The following is a 22,383-nucleotide window of genomic DNA, read 5'->3' on the forward strand; positions in this document are numbered from 1 at the left end:
CGCAATCCTAGCAGGAAAAGCGGGGCCGCCAAGTGACGGCCCCACGTTCGTTTATTCAGTCGCTGCTTCTTCGGCTGCAACTTCCTCAACGGGAGCTTCTTCGACGGGCGCTTCCTCTGCAGGAGCGGGGGCTGCGGCGGCTTCGGCAGCGGCTGCGGCTTTGGCGGCTTTTTCTTCGGCGCGGTCCTGTGCGGCTTTGCCTGGCGTGCCCTTCTTGGGGTTGTTGCGGTCCTTTTTGGGCAGCACACCGGCAGCTTCCAGCATCCGGCTTACACGGTCGGTCGGCTGTGCGCCTTGGCTCAGCCAGTGCTGAATGCGCTCCATGTCCAGCTTGACGCGCTCTTCGCTGTCTTTGGCCAGCAGCGGGTTATATGTGCCCAGCTTTTCGATGTAGCGGCCATCGCGTGGCATACGGCTGTCAGCAGCAACGACACGGTAAAAAGGGCGCTTCTTGGAGCCGCCGCGGGCGAGACGAATTTTCATAGCCATGGTAGTTAGTCCTTTGTTTTCATTTAGGGTAACGTGGGTCCAGACCCACCTTACGATTGGTGGGTTTTGTGGTGCTGAATGACTTCAGCGATGATGAAGTTTAGAAACTTCTTGGCAAATTCAGGGTCCAGATCGGCCTGTTTTGCCAAATCTTCAAGCCGCGCGATCTGCGCGGCTTCGCGCGCGGGATCGGACGGGGGAAGGTCGTGTTCAGCCTTGAGTTTCCCCACGGCCTGCGTGTGTTTGAAGCGCTCGCCCAGCGTATAGACGAGGATCGCATCAAGGCGGTCGATGCTGTCGCGGTGGCCCTTCAAAAGGTCGGCGGCAAGGGTAATCGGATCAGTCATTTTGCCCCCTGAATGGCAATATGGAAAGCGTATGGAATGCGTATGGGAACCGTATGGCTGCGATACATCATGTCAGCGCCCCCTTGCGGTGGCGCCAAATGTTGACGATGGGGTCGTCGCGGTCGGCGGGATCGTCTGAATAGAACTCGCCGCCCGGTGCATTGGCGATGCGGGTGGCTTCGGCGTCAAAGGTTGCGCCAAGGCGTTTGGCCACGGCGACGGATGCGTCATTGCCTGCGTCGATGTGGGATTGCGCGGTGTCAACGCCAAGCGGCCCCCATGCCCACGGGATGATCGCGCGCATGGCTTCAACGGCAAAGCCCTGACCTTCGTGCGCGCCATCATAAAGCGTCCAGCCAAATTCGGGCTCGGCGTATTGCAACGGGTGAAAGATGCCAAAGCCTCCGATGGGTGTGTCGGTCCCGCCTTTGAGGGTTGCCATGAACAGCCCGTAACCGCGCAAGATCCAGTGTCCCGAAATTGCAAAGAAATTGCCGCCTGCACGATCTGCATCAATCGGTCCGCCGGTGAACCGCGACCGTTCCGACCCTTTGAACGCGATATAGGCGTCCGCATCTGCCAGACGCGGCCCCCGCAGGATCAGGCGATCCGTTTCAAGCGTGGGAATGGTGACGGTGGAGGTCATTGGAACGATCTCACACACCGAAATCTATTGTAAATTGTCCACGTTGACTGCCCTGCACCCAGATTTGTATGTGATACAGTCGAGGTTTCCCAATCGACCAGCCAAACGATTGGAACATAGACCCCAAATTCGTCACTACTGTCTTCTATGATGACGCTATAACGATTTTGAGTCGCTCCATCGTCAGAATTCATTTGATAGCGGATTTCCAGTGTCTTGGATGTCAGCCTTAGCGGGAAGGAATCAAATTCACTGACAATTTCTACCGTTCCATCGGCAGCTTGATGAATTGTAAGTGCCTCAAGCCTTTCGGTTGGATCTGCAGCCGAAAAAAGGTCACAGAGCATTTGTCGTTCTCCAGCCAGAACTTCTTGTGAAGTGGTGAGTGCGAGTAGAGTAAAGATCAGAACTTTCATTTCTTTTTGCCAAACCCTGACAGGCCGGGGGGCAGTTGCGCACCGCCGCCACCGAACGGGTTCTGGCCGGGCAATCCGCCCATGCCGCCCATCTGCTGTTGCGCGGCGGCGATTTCGGCCTCGGACGGGCCGCCCTTGCCGAACATGCCTTTCATGGCCTGTTTCAACATCCCGCCTTTGCCCATTTTGCCCATCTTCTTCATCATGTCGGACATCTGGCGATGCATCTTGATCAGCTTGTTCAGCTCGCTAACTTCCATGCCCGCACCCGCCGCGATGCGTTTCTTGCGGCTCGCTTGCAGCAACTGCGGATTGGCGCGTTCGCGTTTTGTCATTGACTGGATCAGCGCGACCTGACGTTTCAGGATGCTATCGTCAAAGCCTGCCTGTTCCACCTGTTTGGCCATTTTGCCCATGCCGGGCATCATGCCCATCATGGATTCCATGCCGCCCATTTTCAGCATCTGTTCCAGCTGCATTTTCAGGTCGTTCATATTGAACTGACCCTTCTGGAAACGCTTCATCATGCGTTCGGCCTGTTCGGCCTCGATGGTTTCCTGCGCCTTTTCGACAAGGCTGACGATATCGCCCATGCCAAGGATACGGCCCGCGACACGTTCGGCGTGGAACTCCTCGATCGCGTCCATCTTTTCGCCAAGACCGACAAAGCGGATCGGCTTGCCTGTCACAGCGCGCATCGACAGGGCGGCACCACCGCGCCCGTCGCCGTCCATGCGGGTCAGGACCACGCCAGTGACGCCGATCTTGTCGTCAAATTCGGTGGCGACGTTGACCGCGTCTTGGCCCGTCAGGCCATCGACCACCAACAGCGTTTCGCGCGGGTTGGCCACATCGCGCACGGCGGCGGCTTGGGCGATCAGTTCGGCATCAATGTGAAGGCGGCCCGCCGTATCCAGCATATAGACGTCATAGCCGCCAAGGCTGGCTTGGGTTTTCGCGCGTTTAGCAATTTGAACAGGGTCTTCGCCTTTGACGATCGGCAGCGTATCAACACCGATCTGCACGCCCAAAATCGCAAGCTGTTCCATCGCGGCGGGGCGGTTTACATCGAGGGACGCCATCAACACGCGCTTGCCCTCTTTTTCTTTCAGGCGTTTGGCGAGTTTCGCGGTTGTTGTTGTCTTACCGGAGCCTTGCAAGCCGACCATCAGGATCGGCGCGGGCGGGTTGTCGATTTTCAGCAGTCCGGGTTCTTCTGACCCTGTCAGCACATGCACCAGTTCGTCATGCACGATCTTGACGACCTGCTGACCGGGGGTGACAGATTTGGTGACGGACTGGCCGGTTGCCTTGTCGGCCACGGCCTTGACGAAATCGCGCGCGACTTCGAGGGAAACATCCGCTTCCAAAAGGGCAACACGCACTTCGCGCAATGCGGTTTTCACATCATCCTCGGACAGCGCACCCTGTTTGGTAAGCTTGTCAAAAACACCTGACAGGCGTTCGGATAGATTTTCAAACATGCCGCAGGCCTCCTTGGCCGATTAGGATATGACCACCCCTAGATAGGAAGTGACCGCGAAAAGCACAAATGCACCAGTGGGCGCAACGCGCTGACTGGTGGCGATCCCCTATGAATAAGGGACCGGAAGTTTGGGACTTCCGGATTTAGGGTGGCGTTTAGGGCTGTTGCGGGGCGGAGTCGAACTACTGCCGCCAGCCAGCCGTTCACAGCATCCGCGCCGCGCCGCGCGCCGCGCCCGCTGGTATAAACCGCGGTGAAGGGGTGCAGCCCTGCGTCCATCCCGCCGTCCAGTTCCAGTGTCATCCGGTGCGTGTCCTGTTTGTCACCGCGTGACGTTTCCACGATGGCGCGCCGCAGGTGGTGCAGATCGTGGCGCACGCGGGTGTGACGAAACAGGGTGCGGCGGCGCATCTCAAGGCGGTTGTCGCGCCGGTCCAGCACCAGTTGGTTGCGCCGCACGAAGATGGCAAAGAACAGGCCGGTGAACGCGCCGCCCAGCACGGCAACCAATATCCCTGTCAGGACTTCGCCGCTCATCATCATCCCAAGTCCGATGGCCACGGCCACAAGAACCATCGCGGCAAGGATGATCCCGACCAGCCATGGTTTGCTGTCGATGATCAGCAGTTCGGGGGTATTGTGCGTGATCTTCATGGGTGTATTTGGCCGCGTGCGGCGGCCAAGGTCAATCGGCGGATTTACCCTGCGCAAGCGAACGTGACTTGGCATTTCGCGGCGGTTGTGTTTTTCAGCGCACAGAAGCAAGTGAGGGACAGATGGAAAACTGGGACGAAATTCGCACCGCCTATCAGGTGGCGCGCTTGGGCACGGTCAGCGGCGCTGCGGATGTCCTGGGGGTGCACCACGCAACGGTCATTCGCCACATTGATGCGCTCGAGGCGAATTTGGGGGCCAAGCTGTTCCAGCGCCACGCGCGCGGTTATACGGCGACCGAGGCGGGCGAGGATCTGTTGCAGGTTGCCCAAGCCACCGACGATCAACTGACCCAGCTTGCCGGCCGCATCAAGGGGCGCGGGCAGGGCGTGAACGGTGATCTGGTGGTCACATCACTTGTGTCGGCAGCACCCGTGCTGACGCCGATCCTGACGCAGTTTCAAATCGCCAACCCCGGTCTGCGGGTGCGCTATCTGACGGGGGACCGCCTGTTCCGGCTGGAATACGGCGAGGCCCACGTGGCCATCCGTGCAGGCGAAGCGCCCGATCAGCCCGATAACGTGGTGCAGCCGTTTCTGCGCCAGCATGTCCGGCTTGTCGCAGCACCTGACTACATCGCGCGCAAGGGCATGCCCGCGGGCGAGGACGATCTGGTGAACCATGAATTTGTCGGCCACGACGATGCCGGATCGCGTGCACCCTTTAACAAGTGGCTGCGCGGCAAGGTGGATGACAGCCAGATCGTGTTTCGCACATCCGACAACCGCGCGATGCTGGATGCCATCGTTGCGGGCGCGGGGATCGGGTTCGTGATGGACTGGAGCTTTGCCCGCCACCCTGAATTGGTCGAGGTGATCCCGACGCGGGATGCATGGTCGGCCGACCTGTGGCTGGTCACACATGTCGACCTGCATCGCACGGCCAAGGTGCAAGCCGTTCTGAAATACCTCAAAGACACGGCCAAGGTGATGTCGCGTCAGGGCAATGTGGCGGAAATGACGTTGGCAAGAAACGCTGACGCGGTGTAGCGCTGCGCCAGCATCGGATCATCAGGCACGTTCGTAAAACTGTGGCTGCGCATGCGGGGTGTGAACATCAGCCGTTCGCCCATGGTGCCGGCGCTTGACGGGTCAAGCAATCCGCCCCCGACCGCAAAGCGGGCATCGACCAGATGCACGGACTGGCTTAGCCCGCCGTTCCGGACCGTGACCCGATAGACATTTTCGACTTGCGGGCTGTCTGGCCAATCGGCCGCGGGCACGTTTTCAAGCTGATAGTCCACTGTCGGAGGCTGTGGAACAAAGGCTGCGCAAAGGTCATCGGAGTCCACCCAAACCTCGCGCCCTGCGGGGAACACATCGGCGCAGGCGCTGCCGTCTGCACGGCTGCGATAGCCCACGGACCGGTCGGACACCTTGGAGAACATCACAACTTCGCTCACGCGGCCTTGGGTCAGCAGATCGCGACAGATCGGGTGGCAGTCAAGGGTTTCGCGCCCCCATTCATTGCGCAGCCCGATTGTGTCGGTTGGCGTGACCGCGACCAGCGCTGTGTCCCGATTGATGAAACCGGTAATGGCATCGTCGACGGTGTCGCCGCGCAGGTAGGTATCAATCGCGGCAAAGGACGCCAGAGCGAACAGCACCGCGCCCAGAAATGCGGTGAACCTGCCCGTGAAAGGGCGCACGACCCGATAACCGATCCGCAAGGGGGCCAAAAAACACAGGATCGGAAAAGCGAACCAGATGAACACTGCAAAAGGCAGACCGATGATGGAAATAGCCGCAATCAGCGCGATTGCGCTACCCGATTCAGTTGTTGCGAAAACGGCCACGCCAGCCAGCAGGCACAAAAGCACATCGGACACGCCGAAAAGACGGGGCGATTTGATCGCCCAAGCGGGCAGCGGCGGTGAACCAACGTGTGACATGGCCGCAGGATGCCACGCGATTATGGCGCGGCTTGGGCCAAGGTTGGGAAAATATCTGCCTTAAATTTCGCAGCTATTCGATTCCGAAACGATCATCCAGAAGCGCGCGAAATTCTTCGGGGAAGCGGGCTTCGGAAAACCGTTCCAGATTGTAATCAACAGTCCCGATGGGCGGTGGCAGTTGCACCTGATAGGTCCAGGAATTGCCGGAACATTGATAGGTGATGACGGGGGTGAAACCGCCCATCCCGCCCGGCGTGATCATGGTCGAGGAACTGCCACCAAGGGTAGACTCCGCATCGACCTGCAGCGCCACGAAACTGTCACCGGTGGTGCAAAAATGCAGGTTCGTGCCGTCACCCCAGATGAACCCGACCTGCGTGCCGATGGCGAGGTTCATATCGACGGTCACTGTGTCTTCTTCGGTAACGGTGATCACCTCCATATCGGTGTGAAAGGGCAGGGTGGCATAAAGCCCGTCGTCAAACACCGTCATTCCCAGCACAGGTGACATGCCCATGATCACCGTGCGTTCGGCATCGGGCAGGGGCATGGAGTCAATCGCCGCCTGAATGCGGATCACGGCGGTGTTGTCACCGATCCAGTTGCCCACAATGCAGGGGTCGGGAAAGGGTATCTCGGCAGGGCAGGCCCCTTGGGACAGGGCGGGGCTGGCAAGGGTGGTGAACAGGGCGATGGCAATGGGTTTCATGAAAATGCTCCGTTGAATTGGGGCATTCTAGCACGGTTGCGGTCAGGTGTCGCCAAGTTGCGTTTCCAGAAACGCCTCGAAGGCATCAAGGTTCACCGCCTCGAACTGCCCGAACCCCTGCATCCAGATCGAGGCATCGCGCATGGCGTCGGGGTCAAGCTTGCACCATTTTACGCGGCCACGTTTTTCTTGGGTGATCAGACCGGCGGCCGTCAGCACCCCAAGGTGTTTGGAAATCGCCGCCAGTGACATCGCAAAGGGTTCGGCCACGTCCGTCACGGCCATATCATCCTCAAGCAGCATCGACAGGATCGTGCGGCGGGTCGGATCGGCAAGGGCCGCGAATACGGTATCAAGGGTATGGGCCATGGATCGGGTTTGGCGCGGGGCGGCTGAAACGTCAACCATTTGGTTGAATAACGTTTTCGCCGGATGCGGGGGTGCGACAGGCTGTCATTGGGGTGGTGTGGTAAAGTTTTATTGTTTTTATTCAATCTCTTGCGCGCACCGTTCCCACGCTTGACTCATTCCCCGTCAAACCGTAGCTACTGCGCAACTCTTGAGTGGGATTTTCGCGTGTTTGACGGACCTTCGCCCGATGATCATGCCAGCCGCCTGAAGGCGCTGGAAGACAGGATCAAGGCGGCAAAGGGCGACGAGGCCAGGCACCACTCGGAAGAGCACTACTCTCAGGCACAAGTTGCCTGGCGAATGGTGATAGAGCTTGTAGCCGGTCTTGGGATCGGCTTTGGCATCGGATACGGGCTGGATTTCCTGTTTGGAACCCTGCCGATCTTTCTGGTGCTGTTTATTTTTCTGGGCTTCGCAGCCGGTGTCAAAACCATGATGCGCACAGCCCAGGAGGTGCAGAAAAGACAGCTGGCCGAACCGGACAGCAAGAACGAGGACGACTGACGTGGCAGACGAAGCACATGGCGCAGAAGAGGGCGGGCTGGTTTTTCACCCGCTGGACCAGTTCATTGTCAAACCGCTGTTTGGCGGTGACGCGGTGCATTGGTACACCCCCACAAACGTGACCCTGTGGATGGGCATTGCGGTGCTTTGCATCATCGGCCTGTTGGTGCTGGGCACCCGGGGCCGCGCGATTGTGCCCACGCGGATCCAGTCGGTTGCCGAACTGCTTTATGGTTTCGTTTACAAGATGGTCGAGGATGTGACCGGCAAGGATGGGGTAAAATACTTCCCCTATATCTTTACGGTGTTCCTGTTCATCCTGTTCGCCAACTTCCTTGGCCTGATCCCGATGTCGTTCACCACGACCAGCCATATCGCCGTGACGGCGATCCTTGGTTTCGGTGTGTTCTTTGCGGTGACGATCCTTGGGTTCGTGCTGAACGGTCCGAAATTTCTGGGCCTGTTCTGGATGTCCGAAGCACCATTGGTCTTACGCCCCGTGATCGCGCTGATCGAACTGATCTCGTATTTCGTGCGCCCTGTCAGCCACTCCATTCGTCTGGCGGGCAACGTCATGGCCGGTCACGCGGTGATCAAGGTGTTCGCAGGCTTTGCCGCGATTACCGCGATTGCGCCGGTATCGGTTCTGGCCATCGTTGCTATCTACGGTCTTGAGGTCCTTGTGGCCGGTATTCAGGCCTACGTCTTTACCATTCTGACCTGCGTGTATCTTAAGGATGCTTTGCACCCAAGCCACTAGGGTCCGTCTTAAACATCTAATGCAAATTCCATCGTAAGGAGAAAATATCATGGAAGGCGATATCGCAAACATGGGTCAATTCATCGGCGCCGGTCTGGCCGCCATCGGTTCCGGCGCAGCCGCAATCGGTGTTGGTCACGTCGCTGGTAACTTTCTGGCCGGCGCATTGCGCAACCCATCCGCAGCTGCATCGCAGACTGCAACACTGTTCATCGGTCTGGCCTTTGCCGAAGCCTTGGGGATCTTCTCGTTCCTCGTCGCGCTTCTGCTGATGTTCGCCGTCTAAACAAACGACGCTTCCTTACGTGTGGGGCGGTGGGTTGACCCCGCCCCATAGACACCAGGATTTGTCGAAAGGACGACGAGATGGCGACCGAAGATACAGCCGTAGAACACGGGGCCGAGGCCGGCGGGGCAGGGATGCCGCAGCTGGATTTCTCGACCTTCCCCAACCAGATTTTCTGGCTTCTGGTCACGCTGGTCGTGATCTATTTCGTGCTGTCCCGCATCGCGCTGCCGCGCATCGGGTCCGTGCTGGCCGAACGTCAGGGCACGATCACCAACGACATTGCCGCCGCCGAAGAGCTGAAGCAAAAAGCGGTTGAAGCCGAAGAGGCCTATAATCAGGCGCTGGCCGATGCCCGCGTCGAGGCAAGCCGCATCGTTGGCGAAGCCAAGGCCGAAATTCAGGCCGATCTGGATGTCGAATTGCAAAAGGCCGACGCACAGATCGCCGCCCAGACCGCCGAAAGCGAAAAGGCCATCGCCGACATTCGCGCCGGTGCCATGGATAGCGTCAAGGCCGTGGCCAAGGACACCGCCAAGGAACTGATCGCCGCGTTGGGTGGCAAGGCTGACGCCAAGACCATCACCGCAGCCGTCACTGCACGGATGAAAGGGTAGCGACATGAAAAAACTTGCATTCGCAACCGCCCTGACATTGGCTGCCTCGCCCGCATTGGCGGCCAGCAGCAATCCGTTCTCGGCGTATTTCTGGACGTTGACGAACACCAACCTGATTGTGCTGATCGCGTTTATCGTGTTCCTTGCCGTGCTGATCTATTTCAAAGTGCCCGGCATGATCGGCAAGATGCTGGATGGCCGCGCTGACGGGATCCGCAGCGAACTTGACGAGGCAAAAGCCCTGCGCGAAGAAGCGCAGACCCTGCTGGCATCCTACGAGCGCAAGCAAAAGGATGTGCAGGAACAGGCCGCCCGCATCGTTGAATCCGCCAAGGAAGAAGCCGCGCGCGCCGCCAAACAGGCCAAGGATGACATCAAGTCTTCCGTTGCCCGCCGCGTCGCCGCGGCCGAAGACCAGATCGCCAGCGCCCAGCAGGCCGCCGTGAACGAAGTGCGCGACAGCGCCATCACGGTCGCCATTGGTGCCGCGCGCGACGTGGTTGCCAAACAGCTGACGGCCGCCGATGGCAACAAGCTGATTGATGACGCGATCGCGGATGTGGCTGCCAAGTTGCACTAGGCCCGTGGGGGAAACCCCGGCTTGCTGAATGAATTGACCCGATGCTGCAAGGCGTCGGGTTTTTCTTTGGCGTTGCTAGCGGCGTGTTTCGTTTTCGAACCGCTTGCGGGCAATCGCTTCGTTGCGGTCGGCCTTTTTCTGGTCGGTCATCGCGATTTCGACAAAGGTCAGATGCGCCTCGACGGCGGCGCGGGCAGCGGCAGGGTCACGGGCCTGAATGGCCGTGTTCATGGCGCGGTGCTGGTCCAGCAGCATGTCGCGGGTGGTGCGCTGTTTGAACATGACTTGCCGGTTATAGAAAACGCCCTCACGCAGCAGTTGGAACATCGAGCGCATCATGTGCAGCATGATCACATTGTGGCTGGCCTCGATGATGCTGAGGTGGAAATCGGCATCAAGTGCGGCCTCGTCCTTTGGGTTCCGTTTGGAATGCGCGGCCTCCATCTTGGTAAAGATCGCGTCAATCACCTTGAGGTCGGTATCACTGCCATAGGTCGCGGCGCGTTCGGCAGCCAGCCCCTCCATGTCGCGGCGGAAGGTGATATAGTCGAACACGGCCTCGTCGTGGGTGGAAAACAGGCGCACCAAAGCATCGGAAAACGCCGATCCCAGAACATCGGCCACGTAAACCCCCGCACCAGCGCGCGACGCCAGCAAGCCGCCGTCCTGCAATTCGGCCAAAGCCTCACGCAGGGACGGGCGCGATACGCCCAACCGCTCGCTCAACTCGCGTTCTGATGGCAGGCGTTCACCGGGGCGCAAGATGCCGCGCAGGATCAGCAGTTCGATCTGGCGCACGACCGATTGCGAGAGTTTTTCTGGCTGGACTTTTTCGAATGGCATTACGGCCCTCGCTGGTTTGGTCAAATCATATGACCAAACCGTCAGGGGTGTAAAGCGAGCGAGGGCCGCAGCAGGGCAGATCAAACGCAAAAGGGCCACCCTGATGGGCGGCCCTTTGTGGTGTTAGCGCAGTGCGCTTAGTTCGGCACGATGATGATTTCAACGCGGCGGTTTTGCTGGCGTCCTTCGGGTGTCAGGTTCGTCGCGATGGGCGCATCCTCGCCCCGCCCGATCGAGCGGATTCGCTGTGGCGCGACACCGGCGTTGATCAGCACGGATGTCACGGCCTGCGCGCGCCGTGCAGACAGCCCCTGGTTATAGCCCGCGTCACCAACATTATCGGTGTGGCCCAGCACGTTGATCGTAGTGTCGGGATAGCGGTTCATGCTGGCGGCAAGGGCCGTCAGATCACCGCGCATCGACCCGGTCAGGGTGCTGCTGTCGGTGGCGAACAGGATGTCCTGCGGCAGGGTCACGATAAGCTGTTCACCAGTATTGGTGATGCCCACGTTGTTGCCCATGGTCTGGCGCAACTCGGCCTCTTGCCGGTCAAGCTGGGCACCGCCCGCAGCCCCAAGGCCACCGCCGATCACGGCACCCACAAGTGCGCCGCGGCGGCGTTCTTCGGCCGTGTCGCCAGACGCGATGCCGACCAGCGCGCCAAGTCCCGCGCCAATCGCCGCGCCTTGCTGGGTGTTGCGGTTGGGGTTGTTGGGGTCGGTCATTTCCTCGCAGGCGGTCAGGGCAAGGATCGAAGTGGCCGCAACGGCCAAGGAAAGTTTGGACAGGGTCATTGGTCTGATTCCATTTGTTTCGGGCGCAAGTTGCGCGCTTGTGCTGGTTATATCGCTGATATGGCGTTGTTATCCAATAACGCGCGAACCGCTGGCAATGTTCCGCCCATTCTAGCCTGCTTTGGCATCCGATTGCGCGGATTCATAAGCCAGCATCGCCCGTTTGACGGGCAATCCCCAGTGATAGCCGCCCAAGCCCCCCGATTTGCGCAGGGCCCGGTGACAGGGGATCAACCAGCTGACCGGGTTGCGCCCCACGGCGGTGCCCACGGCGCGCACGGCGCGCGGCGTTCCGATCGCACCCGCAATTTCGGAATAGGTGGTGACGTGGCCCGATGGAATGGCCAACAGGGCCTCCCAGACTTTCAACTGGAAGGGGGCGCCGATCATATGCAGGCGGGTTTCGCCCTGCATCGCAAGCGCCGGTTCGGCCCAGTGCCGGATCGTCGCCGGGTCCTCGGTGAAACGCGCATTTGGCCAGCGCGCCATCAGGTCGGCCATGGTCGCATCCGCGCCCGTTTCCGCCGTGAACCCCAGCCCGCAGATGCCGCGATCCGTTGCCATGACGACCGCCGGTCCAAAGGGGCTGTCAAATGTCCCCCACCGGATCGTTTGTCCGGCCGCGCCGCGCTTGAATTCACCCGGACTCATCGCTTCCCAGCGCATGAACAGATCGTGCAGCCGCCCCGAACCCGACAGGCCAACCGCGTCGGCCGTGGCAAGCGTGGTGAAATGATCGCGCAGCAAGACCTTGGCGTGATCCAGCGCGAGGTATTGTTGATACCGCTTGGGCGACACGCCGACCCAACTGCTGAAAAGCCGTTGGAAATGCGCAACGCTCATGCCCATCTGCGCGGCAAGGTCATCAAGCGTGAGCGGGCTGTCGGCCTTGTCAATCAGCGCAATCGCGCGGGCCATGACGCCATAATGATATGTGTGTTCCGTATCCATGTGGGCAGGTTAGCGCGCGATCTGCGCCCAAGCGACCCGATTTATGCGGATTGTCAGGCAGCGATCCGGCGCGCAGCACGGCGTTTCCGACTGGTCAGGGATTTAAACAAGCGCACCTCCCATTTGCGCAGACAGGGGCGTGCGGTTTTGATGTGACCGGTGCGCAGGGCAGCGGCGGCCTGCAACCGCAAAATCGGCGGAAGCGTGGCAAAGACGCCGTCACCCCCATGCCCACCGACGAACAGGCTTTCGACCCAGCGGCCGTTGGCGCGGATCAGCTCGTGGCGTTCAAACAGCAAGTGGTGCCAGACCAGCGGCCGGTGCGGGCGCGGCGCGACCGGATCAGCAAGGCCCGCGGCTAGGGCAAGCGCCTGGTCAGTGGCGAAATGGGTTTCCAGCATGGGATCGCGCAGCAGGATCCGGTGCTGCGCCGACACGACAAGCGGGGGCAACCCGGCACCCGAAATCTTTACGGGCCAAAGCCGCGGGTCGGTGCGCGCTGTTTCAGGCACGTCCCAGCGCCCGGCCCACAGCACCCTTTGCGGCCCGTGATCCAGCGTTTGCACAAGATCACCCGCCCTGATTGACGCGACCGCGCGCGGCCCGTTGGCAGTTTCAATCAGCGTGTCAGGCGCAAAACAGGGAACGGAGTTGTTCTCGAAATAGCTGTGATCCATGCTTTCGGTATCGACGTCATTGATGGCGTAAGACGTGCCCGGTGTCAGCGGTTCCGAAGGCAGGTAACCGTAATGCGTGCCATCAACCTCGATCCGGTCAATAAAGGCCGTGCCACCACCGGGCAGTAACAGTTCGGCATAGGCCGGCACGGTGACAAGGCCGGAATCAACGACGTTGCCGTCCATGTCATAGATCGTCGCGGTCTGGTTGGCATCGCCGCTGGAATCCATGACGGAATCATCGTCATTCACGACAACGCGATAGCGATCTTCGGCATAGTCATAACTGGCGTCGAAATCGAAACCGCCCGTGCCTGTGTTGTAGCCGAAAATATCAACGGAATAGATGTAAAACTCGTAGGTCGCCATGGCCCGGTCCTTGCGTGGAACGCCGCACCCTAGGCATCATCCGGTTTCCAGCTGGTTAATCCCCTTGCCCGTGGCTGCGCCCTCGGCCACAAATGCGCATGGCCAAGCAACTTGATTACCATTCCATCCGCGCGATCTTCGCCCGTTTCCATGCCGCCGAACCCGCACCCGAAGGCGAATTGCATCACACCAACGCCTATACGCTGGTGGTGGCCGTTGCCCTGTCTGCACAGGCCACCGATGCGGGCGTGAACAAAGCCACCAAGCGGTTGTTTGAAATTGCCGATACCCCGCAAAAGATGCTTGATCTCGGGCTGGAGGGTGTGACTGACCACATCAAGACCATCGGGCTGTTTCGCCAGAAGGCCAAAAATGTCATTAAAATGAGCCAGATCTTGGTCGATGATTATGATGGAGTAGTTCCCAATAGTCGCGCCGCCCTGCAATCCTTGCCCGGTGTGGGGCGCAAGACCGCCAATGTGGTGTTGAACATGTGGTGGAAGATGCCCGCGCAGGCAGTGGACACGCATATCTTTCGCGTTGGCAACCGCACGGGCATATGCCCCGGAAAAGACGTGGATGCGGTGGAACGCGCCATTGAAGATCACATCCCCGCAGATTATCAGCAACACGCCCATCACTGGTTGATCCTGCACGGGCGCTACACCTGCGTTGCACGCAAACCAAAATGCGCAGCCTGCCTGATCCGCGATCTGTGCCCATTCGAGGACAAAAACCTATGAAAAAGTTCCAGATTGTCGGGATCGGCAACGCCATGGTTGATGTGTTGGCCCGCGCCGATGATGCGTTTCTGGACGAAGCGGGCATCGGCAAGGGTATCATGCAGCTGATCGACATGGACCGCGCGGTTGATTTGTATTCCCGCATTGGCCCTGCCAAGGAAATCAGCGGCGGATCAGCCGCGAACACCATCGCGGGCATTGCCCATCTGGGTGGCAAAACGGCCTATGTGGGCAAGGTCAAGGATGACCAGCTGGGCGCGATCTTTGCCCATGACATGCGCGCGCAGGGGGCCGTGTATGAAACCACGCTGGCACCCAAGGACGCACCACAGGAAACGGGCCGTTGCATCGTCGTTGTGACACCGGACGGGGAACGGTCGATGAACACCTATCTTGGCGTCACCGAATTTCTGGAGCCCAGCGATATTGATCCCGCGATGATGGCCGATGCCGACTGGATTTATCTTGAGGGCTATCGCTTTGACGGGCCCGACAGCCATGCCGCCTTTGCCAAGGCGATCAACGCCTGCAAGGGCCACGGGGGGCGTGTGTCGCTGACCCTGTCTGACCCGTTTTGTGTCGAACGCCACCGCGATGCGTTTCGCGTCATGATCCGCGAAGATGTGGACCTGCTGTTTTGCAATCGCGCTGAATTGCTGTCGATGTATCAGACTGACGATTTCGACGCAGCCATTGATAAAGCCAGCGCCGAAGTGCCACTGGTGGCTTGCACCGACAGTGAAAACGGCGCGCATATTGTTGCCGCCGGTCATCGCTGGCATGTGCCTGCGGTGCCGACCGATATCGTTGATGCCACCGGCGCGGGCGATCTGTTTGCCGGTGCGTTTCTGTGGGGGCTGACGAACGGTTATGACCCCGAGGCCTGTGGCCACATGGGCTGTGTCGCCGCGTCCGAAGTGATCAGCCATGTGGGTGCGCGCCCCGAAGCCGACCTCAAGGCGCTGTTCAAGCGTTACAACATCATTGCAGTGTAGCCAGCCACAGCGCGTCGATCCTGTCGATTTCGGTGGGGTCGAACTGGTTCTCGACCTCCCAATAACGGCCTGATGGGACCATGTAGCCAAGCGCGGCTTCGGCGGCCAATGCCGCTTCGACAGCTGGCTGATCCAACTGTAAGGGGCGCGCCTTGTCCACGTCTTGCAGGGTGGCGCGCGGAAATGTCAGGCGGCTGGGATCACCCGACAGGTTGGCGACTGCGCAGCCGTTTCGCGCGGCGATGGCGGCGAAACGGGCGGACTTTGCCGAAAGCGAACGCAGGCTGATGTCGGTGCGCAGCGGATCGGCTGTACCGGTCCCATAGAAATGGGTTTGCGCGCCTTCGGGATAGATCATGTCGCACCCCAGATAGGCAATGACCGAAGGGCGCAGCGCATGAAGCGCCCAGTAGGACGCGGTAAATGCCATCGTGCCACCGCCATATATGAAACCGCCATAGGCGTTTTGCGCAGGCACGTAATCGCTGGCGGTGATGGTTTGTTGCGGCGGGCGCGTGTCGATGGGGCAGCGTTCGGGGGGGAAATCTTCCGGGTGGATGTGAAAATCCCAGTCGGGGCGCACGGCCCAAGCGTTGTTGATGGCGACAATTGTATCGAAAGGCGCGCGGGGCCAATCGCGCGCGCTCACGACTTGTGCGGCGCTGCCAAGAATAAGAATGATCGACACCAGATGCCCTCCCTTAGGCGGAGATAGGGCACGATTTGTGATCGGCTAGGGCAAAACGACGACGCATGTCAAAAGCAATGGATGGGATTGCCCATGCGGCAGGTGGCGGAAATCATGACTTGCCTGACGAAAGCACCCCGCGCCGCGCCAGAACACCCGCCAGAACCCAACAAAGCAAGGCCCAAGCGGTGCCAAGCGACCAACCTGCCAATACGTCCGTAGGCCAGTGGACCCCCAGATAAACACGGCTGACCCCAACGCCAATCATCAAGAACAGCGCAAGGGTGATGACAAAGACCTTCATCGGATGGCTTTCGTGCAGGCGCGCGATCATCACCGCCAGCGTCAGATAAACGACCGCTGCCATCATTGAATGGCCTGACGGAAAGCTGGCCGTATGCACGAATGACCCGTGCGGCACCAGATCGGGGCGGGGCCGTTCAAACAGCGATTTCGCAAAGCTGCTGATCGCCACGCCCGTGCCAACTGCAAACAGCAGGTAAATTGCTGAACGGTGGTTCTTGCCCAGCCAAAGCCAGATTGTCGTTGCCAGGGTCAGCAGAGTCAGAAACCCGATGCCGCCCAACGCGGACAGATCGCGCATCATTTCCTGCACCCATGCGGGGCCAAGCGGCTGGGTGATGTCATCTGGCGCGCGCAGGGCCAGAAGGATCGTTTCGTCAAAGCGGGCGGTATCGCCCGCGACCACATCGTCGGCGATTCCGGCAAAGCCCCAGACACAGGTCACGACGACCAGCAGCCCGATAAGCCCGCCCAGTTCGATATGGCCAGGCAGCCATGCAATGATCCGTTTCATCGCAACGCCTTGCGGATCACCAGTTTCAGGGCGGACCAGGTGGCATCAACGGCGCAGACTTTGACATCGACGAGCCCCATGGGCAGGCAGACATCGCGGATCACATCTTCGGTCACATCTGTGGGAACCTTGGCCGCTTTTTTGGGCCATGACGCCCAGATCATCCCGTCGCGTGCCATGCTGTCGCGGGTGGCAGCCAGAACGCGGGCCAGTTCGTCGCGTTCGGTGGTGAACAGGTGGGTCATCGTGCAATCGGGGCGCGGGTCGCCCCATAACGCAAGTGGCGCGCCCGCCAAGAGGGTATCGTGATAGCCTTCGGGCGGGTTGATCACACAGGCGGTCATCCCGTCCTTCACCCCCAACTTTTGCCAAAGCGGGGTTCGGGAATACCCGGCGGTCATCACCTGTCCCCGGTCTGCGCGGCAAAGCTTGGCAGCACGGTCCAGACGACCGATGTGCCGCCCATTTCGTCGTCGTCGCAGGTGAATTGCACCAGCATGCTGTCGGATTCCGACATGTAGGATGCGCTGGTTGCCGCCGTCACATCGCAAGTCTGAATCGCAAAGAAATAGGTCGGATCGTATGGGTCAATATCGCCTTCGACCCTGAGGGGTGACAGCAGGTTGCGGGTGGTTTGCAGCGAAAGCACCGCCTGATCCATGACATCATACCATGGCAGGCTATGGGTGATTTCACCGTCGTGATCCGCGGCGCGCACTCTGCGGTCCCGGATTTCCACGCGCGGCACGGTGTGGCGCGGGTCATTCAACGGAGCTGCCTGCATATCGCGGCGGATTGCATAGGGGTCAGCGTGTTCATCAAGGGGGTAGTGGGTGGCGGTTCCGGCCACACTATCAGTCACGACCCGTTCGACAGGCGTTTGGGAAACATCGCGGCCCGTCGCCAGATCACGGATGATCAGGAACGTGTCGGTCTGTTCGATCTGGTGATAGCCCTGATTGTCGCTGATCGTGCGCAGGATCAGGACCGTGTCGGTGGTGATCGCGAACAACCGGTCGGTGGACCAGACCACCTGTGGCGGGGTGGCCGCCGCGGGGGCGGCCAGTGTCAGGCTGGTAAAAAGGCTAAGTGCCCAGTTTCGCATGGACTTCGTCCAGATCAATTTCGCCGATGGGCATCTTGTTCCCCGGGTTTTCAAAGTCGTATTTGAACAGGTTGAAATCGCGTTTGTAGATTTCATAGACCAGATGCATCGACAGGTCGTCGAAATAATCCTCGACCGGGTGGGCGCGCTTGGGCCCGTGCCCTTCGCTTTCGTTGAAACGGGGGATTTTCTTGAGGTTGACCTTGTGCTTGGTTTTGATGCCGTTCAGCACGTCCTGCATCCCGTCATTGAACGATTCCGTCCAGAAAATCTTGTCGTAGCGCCCGCCGTTGACGATGAAGGTGCTGATATGGCCCGATTGCGCCGACCAGTGGATGTCAGGCTCCATCGGGCGGCGCCAGCGGATGGTATCGCGCGCGAACAACAAGAAGCGGCGGAATGATTTGATCTGGTCAAAGTCAAAATCATCTTCGGGCGAGCCAACCTCGATCCCGTATTTCTGGATCAGCAGGGGCACCAGATTGCCACGATAGCGTTTGCCGTTGCGCTGAATGCCGCAGATCTTGTCAAAGAACGACGACAGAATGCGGGTGTAGGGGTTGCGCACACAGGTAAAAGCATAGCTTTTGTGCCCCTTCACGTTGTCGGAAATCAGCTGCTGGCTGTCCTCCATCGCCCATTTGTGCATCTTTCCGGTGGCATCGTGGATGTCACCGTCAAAAAACTCGCCGTGGTCCGAATAATACATGATCTGACCAATGGTCGAACAGGCGCATTTTGGAACGACGCGATACACCACGCTTTCGCTTTCCGTCATCCAAGTTCCGGGAAAACCCATAGCTTACGCGCCTCCAACGCACTGCCCCAAATGTGACTTAGGGAATGTTTCCGCCAAAAAAGCAAAGAAACTGTGTTTATTCAATGTCCCTTCACGTTTAGACATGAAAAACAATCCGAGCAACAATGGGTTACTGTTTCCATAATGGCAAAAATCGCCTTCATCCTGCTGTGTCACAAAGACCCCGATGCGATTATTCAGCAGGCGGAGCAGTTGACGGCTGTTGGTGACTACATGTCGATCCACTTTGACGCCAGCGCCCCGCGCGAGGCGTTTGCCAAGATCAGTGCCGCCCTCAAGGACAATCGCAACGTCACATTCGCCAAAAAACGCATCAAATGCGGCTGGGGCGAATGGTCGCTGGTGCAGGCCACATTGCACGCGGTCGAAGCGGCGGTCGATGCCTTTCCGCGGGCCACGCATTTCTACATGGTGTCGGGTGATTGCATGGCCGTCAAATCGGCGCGCTATGCCAAGAACATTCTGGACAGTGACGATGTGGATTACATCGAAAGCTTTGATTTTTTTGAAAGCGACTGGATCAAGACGGGGATGAAGGAAGAACGGCTGATTTATCGCCATTTCTTCAATGAACGCACGCATAAGCGCATTTTCTATTGGTCGTGGTGGGCGCAGCGCAAACTGGGTTTGCAGCGCGAAATCCCAAGCGACATTCAGGTGATGATTGGCAGCCAGTGGTGGTGCCTGCGCCGCCGCACGGTCGAATGGATTTTGGACATGACCCGCAAGCGCAAGGACGTCATGCGCTTTTTCCGCACCACATGGATTCCGGATGAAACCTTTTTCCAGACCCTTGTGCGCCATCTGGTGCCGGAACATGAAATCAGGACGCGCACGCTGACGTTCTTGATGTTTTCCGACTACGGGATGCCGATCACGTTCTACAACGATCACTATGATCTGTTGTTGTCACAAGATTTCCTGTTTGCCCGCAAGATCAGCCCCGAGGCCAGGGATTTGAAAGACCGGCTGGGGCGGCTTTATGCCTCGGACCGTGATGATTTCAAAATTTCGGACGAAGGGCGCGATCTGTTCAAGTTCCTGACGGGGCGCGGCAGAATCGGCCGGCGTTTCGCCCCGCGATTCTGGGAGACCGAGGCATCACTGGGGCGCGAGCGCGAATTGCTGATTGTCGCCTGCAAGAAATGGCATGTGGCCAAGCGCCTGTTGGGGTCGATCAAGCACCATACCGATCTGCCCGCCATCGAATACCTGTTCAACGAAGAGGACACGCCCCTGCCTGATCTGGGCGGTATCCAATCGACGCTTGGCAAACGCACCCGCCACCGCCGCGCGCTGATGCGGATGCTGTTCGATTACTACGAAACCGACCGGCTGATCATCTGTCTGGACACGGCCAATCTTGATCTGATGCAGGATTTCATGTCGGACAGGTCCACCACCCGATTGTTGGAAATCGAATGCGAATTCAGCGACGAATACCTGATCGGCCACGCCATGCGGGTCGGGCTGGCGGGCGAACAGACGCCGCCGGAAACGCTTGAACAGCTGTTGCCGACGATCCGCTATGATGTGGTCTATGAAAACGACAAGATCCGCGATGCGAATTTCCCCAACTACCTGCGCCTGCGCGAATTGGGTGGGGTTGATGAAAACACTGCCGTGCTGCGCGAATTCTTGACGGCGACTGACGAAGTTGCGCGTGGGATCGCCGAAACCCCCTATCTTTATGACGATTGAGGTCTCTGATGGACTATACTTACGACCCCGAAAACATCTTTGCGAAAATCCTGCGTGGCGACATTCCCAACCAGACCGTGTTCGAAAACGATCACGCGCTGGCGTTTCGCGATATTGCCCCGCAGGCGGCGGTGCATGTGCTGGTGATTCCCAAAGGGCCCTATGTCAGCCTTGATCATTTTGCCCGTGATGCCAGCGCCGATGAACAGGTCGGGTTCATGCAGGCGGTCGCGGCCGTGAGCGAAAGCGAAGGTGTCGATGCCGGTTTCCGCGCCATTGCCAACACCCGCAGCCACGGCGTGCAAGAGGTGCCACACTTCCACCTCCACATTCTTGGCGGGCAGCAGTTGGGGCCGATGTTGCCGAAATAGGGCGTCAGCGCCCCGATGTAAGCGACAGGAACACATCCTCAAGGTGAGGATCTTGGGTTTTGACGTCGCGGATCGTGATTCCGGCGGCGCGCACCCGATCAAGGATCGCATCGGCAGGCGTGGTTTTCGTGCCGTAGGTAAAGACCAGCGCGCCGTCAGCCCGGAGGCTGGCGCTGATTTCGGCAGGCATGTCGGGCAGACTGGCGGGCCCGTCCGGCTGGATCACCATGGTTTTCGTATCAAGACGGCCCAGCAGGTTTGCCGTTGTATCGCGCACGATCATGTTGCCGTGGTTGATGATGGCGATCTCGTCGCACATGGCCTCGGCTTCTTCCAGATAGTGGGTGGTGAGGATGATGGTCATCCCGTCTTCGTTCAGTTTGCGCACGTTGGCCCACAGCATGTTGCGCAATTCGATATCGACACCGGCGGTGGGTTCATCAAGCACGAGGATTTGCGGCGAATGCACCAGCGCCTTGCCCAGCAAAAGGCGACGACGCATGCCGCCTGACAGCGAACGGGCATAGGCTTCGGCCTTGTCGGTCAATCCGATGAGTTCGAGCAGTTCATCGGTGCGCCGCTGCGATTTGGGCACGCCATAAAGCCCCGCCTGCACATCAAGGCTGCCGCGCGGGGTAAAGAACGGATCAAGGTTGGGTTCCTGCGGCATGATGCCGATCGCGGCGCGCGACTGGCGCGGGTTGTCATCCTGATCGAACCCCCAGATGTTCACGGAACCTGCGGTTTTGACGACCAGTCCGGCAAGGATATTGATCAGCGTCGATTTGCCCGCACCGTTCGGCCCCAACAGCCCGAAAATCGACCCGCGCGGGATATTGAGGTTGATATCGTTCAGCGCATTCTTGGCCGCGGTGCGCCCGGTGGCGGCATATGTCTTGCATAGGCCCGTGATTTCGATGGCATTGTCCGTCATGGCGCGTCGTTCCCGTCTTGCCCGCAACCGCTGTGGCGTTAGAATGGCTGCGAATGTAAGGCGGGCCTACCCCGCGACAAGCCAAAGGTAAATCCCATGACCCGACCCGCCCCCGAGACCAAGATCGTGCATGACTGGCGTGTGGCCTGTGACGGGGGAGAGGGCGCGCTGGGCCACCCCCGCGTCTGGCTGCAAATCCCGCATGAGCATGGCTGGGTTGAATGCCCCTATTGTGATGCCAAGCTGGTTCACAAGGATTTCGAAGGCAAAGTGTGACCCGCCTGACGATCCGGTCGGCAAGCATTGCGGACTTGGATGAAATGCGCGCAGTGTTTGACGCGGGTTATGCGCAAGCGCGTGCGGATATTCCGGATTTGCCGGATGTAACAGGCGGGCTGGCGGATGATCTGGTGCAGCAGACTTGTTTCGCGGCCCTTTGGGATGACGCGATTGTCGGCGGTTTGGTTCTGGGATTGCAGGATGATTACGGGCACCTGGTCAATGTGGCAGTGTCGCCTGATCACGGTGGCAAGGGTGTCGCCAGGGCGTTGATTACTGCGGCCGAGGATGCCTGTCGCGCGGCGGGTCTGCGCGAATTGCGGCTGGCGACCCATGTGAAGATGCCGCAGAATGTGGTGATCTATGGCCGGATGGGCTGGATCGAGACGGGCCGTGATGACCGTAAGGTCGAGATGGTGAAACAGCTTTGACGACAA

At 59.4% G+C, this 22,383-nt stretch carries 31 protein-coding genes; 12 read left to right on the forward strand and 19 right to left on the reverse strand.

Annotation, left to right across the window (positions count from 1 at the left end):
• Window positions 1-51 precede the first annotated feature (51 nt).
• The 6 genes from rpsP to SJY21_RS12865 form a co-directional block, all read right to left on the reverse strand.
• Entirely contained in the window at window positions 52-489 is a 438-nt protein-coding gene (rpsP, locus tag SJY21_RS12840; protein WP_377511303.1) for a 30S ribosomal protein S16, read from the reverse strand.
• 50 nt (window positions 490-539) lie between these two features.
• Window positions 540-836, reverse strand: a complete 297-nt coding sequence (locus SJY21_RS12845; protein WP_377511306.1) for a chorismate mutase — start codon at window positions 834-836, stop codon at window positions 540-542.
• A gap of 67 nt (window positions 837-903) precedes the next feature.
• The gene (locus SJY21_RS12850; RefSeq protein ID WP_377511309.1) at window positions 904-1,482 is read right to left on the reverse strand and encodes a GNAT family N-acetyltransferase; all 579 of its coding nucleotides are present in this window, start codon (window positions 1,480-1,482) and stop codon (window positions 904-906) included.
• Window positions 1,479-1,898, reverse strand: coding sequence for a hypothetical protein (locus SJY21_RS12855; RefSeq protein WP_377511312.1), 420 nt, complete (start codon window positions 1,896-1,898; stop codon window positions 1,479-1,481). Before SJY21_RS12855 ends, SJY21_RS12850 begins: the two co-directional genes overlap by 4 nt.
• The gene (ffh, locus tag SJY21_RS12860; RefSeq protein ID WP_377511315.1) at window positions 1,895-3,382 is read right to left on the reverse strand and encodes a signal recognition particle protein; all 1,488 of its coding nucleotides are present in this window, start codon (window positions 3,380-3,382) and stop codon (window positions 1,895-1,897) included. Before ffh ends, SJY21_RS12855 begins: the two co-directional genes overlap by 4 nt.
• Window positions 3,383-3,420: 38 nt before the next feature.
• Window positions 3,421-4,038 carry a hypothetical protein gene (locus SJY21_RS12865; protein ID WP_377511318.1) on the reverse strand — a complete coding sequence of 206 codons (618 nt, stop codon included), beginning with the start codon at window positions 4,036-4,038 and terminating at the stop codon, window positions 3,421-3,423.
• Window positions 4,039-4,160: 122 nt separating this feature from the next.
• Here SJY21_RS12865 and SJY21_RS12870 point away from each other — a divergent pair, with 122 nt between their 5' ends.
• Window positions 4,161-5,087, forward strand: a complete 927-nt coding sequence (locus SJY21_RS12870; RefSeq protein WP_377511321.1) for a LysR family transcriptional regulator — start codon at window positions 4,161-4,163, stop codon at window positions 5,085-5,087.
• Here the strand turns inward: SJY21_RS12870 and SJY21_RS12875 are convergent.
• The 3 genes from SJY21_RS12875 to SJY21_RS12885 form a co-directional block, all read right to left on the reverse strand.
• Window positions 5,036-5,989, reverse strand: a complete 954-nt coding sequence (locus SJY21_RS12875; RefSeq protein WP_377511324.1) for a hypothetical protein — start codon at window positions 5,987-5,989, stop codon at window positions 5,036-5,038. The genes SJY21_RS12870 and SJY21_RS12875 overlap by 52 nt on opposite strands.
• Before the next feature lie 73 nt (window positions 5,990-6,062).
• Entirely contained in the window at window positions 6,063-6,701 is a 639-nt protein-coding gene (locus tag SJY21_RS12880) for a hypothetical protein (RefSeq protein ID WP_377511327.1), read from the reverse strand.
• Between the two features lie 42 nt (window positions 6,702-6,743).
• Window positions 6,744-7,070 carry an ArsR/SmtB family transcription factor gene (locus tag SJY21_RS12885; protein ID WP_377511330.1) on the reverse strand — a complete coding sequence of 109 codons (327 nt, stop codon included), beginning with the start codon at window positions 7,068-7,070 and terminating at the stop codon, window positions 6,744-6,746.
• 207 nt (window positions 7,071-7,277) lie between these two features.
• Here SJY21_RS12885 and SJY21_RS12890 point away from each other — a divergent pair, with 207 nt between their 5' ends.
• The 5 genes from SJY21_RS12890 (at window position 7,278) to SJY21_RS12910 (ending at window position 9,859) form a co-directional block, all read left to right on the forward strand.
• Window positions 7,278-7,616, forward strand: a complete 339-nt coding sequence (locus tag SJY21_RS12890) for an AtpZ/AtpI family protein (protein ID WP_377511333.1) — start codon at window positions 7,278-7,280, stop codon at window positions 7,614-7,616.
• Window position 7,617: 1 nt separating this feature from the next.
• The gene (locus SJY21_RS12895) at window positions 7,618-8,376 is read left to right on the forward strand and encodes a F0F1 ATP synthase subunit A (RefSeq protein WP_377511336.1); all 759 of its coding nucleotides are present in this window, start codon (window positions 7,618-7,620) and stop codon (window positions 8,374-8,376) included.
• Window positions 8,377-8,425: 49 nt separating this feature from the next.
• Window positions 8,426-8,662 (forward strand): F0F1 ATP synthase subunit C, encoded by a 237-nt coding sequence (locus tag SJY21_RS12900; protein WP_148054488.1) that lies wholly within the window; start codon window positions 8,426-8,428, stop codon window positions 8,660-8,662.
• An 80-nt stretch (window positions 8,663-8,742) separates the two neighbouring features.
• A complete protein-coding gene (locus SJY21_RS12905; protein WP_377511340.1) occupies window positions 8,743-9,279 on the forward strand; it encodes a F0F1 ATP synthase subunit B' in 537 nt (178 codons plus the stop codon).
• Window positions 9,280-9,283: 4 nt separating this feature from the next.
• Window positions 9,284-9,859 (forward strand): F0F1 ATP synthase subunit B, encoded by a 576-nt coding sequence (locus tag SJY21_RS12910; protein ID WP_377511343.1) that lies wholly within the window; start codon window positions 9,284-9,286, stop codon window positions 9,857-9,859.
• Between the two features lie 75 nt (window positions 9,860-9,934).
• Here SJY21_RS12910 and SJY21_RS12915 read toward each other — a convergent pair whose 3' ends face one another.
• The 4 genes from SJY21_RS12915 to SJY21_RS12930 form a co-directional block, all read right to left on the reverse strand.
• Window positions 9,935-10,702 (reverse strand): FadR/GntR family transcriptional regulator, encoded by a 768-nt coding sequence (locus SJY21_RS12915; RefSeq protein WP_377511346.1) that lies wholly within the window; start codon window positions 10,700-10,702, stop codon window positions 9,935-9,937.
• Between the two features lie 137 nt (window positions 10,703-10,839).
• Window positions 10,840-11,496, reverse strand: a complete 657-nt coding sequence (locus tag SJY21_RS12920) for an OmpA family protein (protein ID WP_377511349.1) — start codon at window positions 11,494-11,496, stop codon at window positions 10,840-10,842.
• Between the two features lie 111 nt (window positions 11,497-11,607).
• Complete coding sequence (locus tag SJY21_RS12925; RefSeq protein ID WP_377511352.1) at window positions 11,608-12,447, reverse strand: methylated-DNA--[protein]-cysteine S-methyltransferase; 840 nt, start codon at window positions 12,445-12,447, stop codon at window positions 11,608-11,610.
• A gap of 53 nt (window positions 12,448-12,500) precedes the next feature.
• Complete coding sequence (locus tag SJY21_RS12930; protein ID WP_377511355.1) at window positions 12,501-13,493, reverse strand: Hint domain-containing protein; 993 nt, start codon at window positions 13,491-13,493, stop codon at window positions 12,501-12,503.
• 98 nt (window positions 13,494-13,591) lie between these two features.
• On the opposite strand from SJY21_RS12930, the gene nth reads away from it, so the two are divergent.
• Together nth and SJY21_RS12940 are read left to right on the forward strand one after the other, a co-directional pair.
• A complete protein-coding gene (nth, locus tag SJY21_RS12935; RefSeq protein ID WP_377511358.1) occupies window positions 13,592-14,236 on the forward strand; it encodes an endonuclease III in 645 nt (214 codons plus the stop codon).
• Window positions 14,233-15,231 (forward strand): adenosine kinase, encoded by a 999-nt coding sequence (locus tag SJY21_RS12940; protein ID WP_377511361.1) that lies wholly within the window; start codon window positions 14,233-14,235, stop codon window positions 15,229-15,231. The genes nth and SJY21_RS12940 overlap by 4 nt, the downstream gene beginning before the upstream one ends.
• Here SJY21_RS12940 and SJY21_RS12945 read toward each other — a convergent pair.
• The 5 genes from SJY21_RS12945 to SJY21_RS12965 form a co-directional block, all read right to left on the reverse strand.
• Window positions 15,218-15,919: a hypothetical protein gene (locus SJY21_RS12945; RefSeq protein ID WP_377511364.1), complete on the reverse strand. Its 702-nt coding sequence runs from the start codon at window positions 15,917-15,919 to the stop codon at window positions 15,218-15,220. The two genes, SJY21_RS12940 and SJY21_RS12945, sit on opposite strands and share 14 nt — an antisense overlap.
• 112 nt (window positions 15,920-16,031) lie before the next feature.
• On the reverse strand, window positions 16,032-16,736 hold the full coding sequence (locus SJY21_RS12950; protein ID WP_377511367.1) for a phosphatase PAP2 family protein: 705 nt from the start codon (window positions 16,734-16,736) through the stop codon (window positions 16,032-16,034).
• Window positions 16,733-17,137, reverse strand: a complete 405-nt coding sequence (locus tag SJY21_RS12955) for a hypothetical protein (protein ID WP_377511370.1) — start codon at window positions 17,135-17,137, stop codon at window positions 16,733-16,735. The genes SJY21_RS12950 and SJY21_RS12955 overlap by 4 nt, the downstream gene beginning before the upstream one ends.
• Window positions 17,137-17,841 carry a hypothetical protein gene (locus tag SJY21_RS12960; RefSeq protein ID WP_377511373.1) on the reverse strand — a complete coding sequence of 235 codons (705 nt, stop codon included), beginning with the start codon at window positions 17,839-17,841 and terminating at the stop codon, window positions 17,137-17,139. Before SJY21_RS12960 ends, SJY21_RS12955 begins: the two co-directional genes overlap by 1 nt.
• Window positions 17,822-18,640, reverse strand: coding sequence for a sulfotransferase family protein (locus tag SJY21_RS12965; protein WP_377511376.1), 819 nt, complete (start codon window positions 18,638-18,640; stop codon window positions 17,822-17,824). Before SJY21_RS12965 ends, SJY21_RS12960 begins: the two co-directional genes overlap by 20 nt.
• A gap of 144 nt (window positions 18,641-18,784) precedes the next feature.
• Between SJY21_RS12965 and SJY21_RS12970 the strand changes: the two genes are divergently transcribed.
• Both SJY21_RS12970 and SJY21_RS12975 read left to right on the forward strand, forming a co-directional pair.
• Complete coding sequence (locus tag SJY21_RS12970) at window positions 18,785-20,362, forward strand: DUF5928 domain-containing protein (RefSeq protein WP_377511379.1); 1,578 nt, start codon at window positions 18,785-18,787, stop codon at window positions 20,360-20,362.
• An 8-nt stretch (window positions 20,363-20,370) separates the two neighbouring features.
• Entirely contained in the window at window positions 20,371-20,733 is a 363-nt protein-coding gene (locus SJY21_RS12975) for an HIT domain-containing protein (RefSeq protein ID WP_377511383.1), read from the forward strand.
• A 4-nt stretch (window positions 20,734-20,737) separates the two neighbouring features.
• On the opposite strand, the gene SJY21_RS12980 is transcribed toward SJY21_RS12975, so the two are convergent.
• On the reverse strand, window positions 20,738-21,667 hold the full coding sequence (locus SJY21_RS12980; protein ID WP_377511386.1) for an ABC transporter ATP-binding protein: 930 nt from the start codon (window positions 21,665-21,667) through the stop codon (window positions 20,738-20,740).
• Between the two features lie 96 nt (window positions 21,668-21,763).
• Between SJY21_RS12980 and SJY21_RS12985 the strand changes: the two genes are divergently transcribed.
• A complete protein-coding gene (locus tag SJY21_RS12985) occupies window positions 21,764-21,943 on the forward strand; it encodes a zinc-finger domain-containing protein (RefSeq protein WP_377511389.1) in 180 nt (59 codons plus the stop codon).
• Entirely contained in the window at window positions 21,940-22,377 is a 438-nt protein-coding gene (locus tag SJY21_RS12990; RefSeq protein ID WP_377511392.1) for a GNAT family N-acetyltransferase, read from the forward strand. The genes SJY21_RS12985 and SJY21_RS12990 overlap by 4 nt, the downstream gene beginning before the upstream one ends.
• Window positions 22,378-22,383 lie beyond the last annotated feature (6 nt).

Source organism: Octadecabacter sp. R77987, assembly GCF_042466115.1.
Lineage (GTDB): Bacteria > Pseudomonadota > Alphaproteobacteria > Rhodobacterales > Rhodobacteraceae > SW4.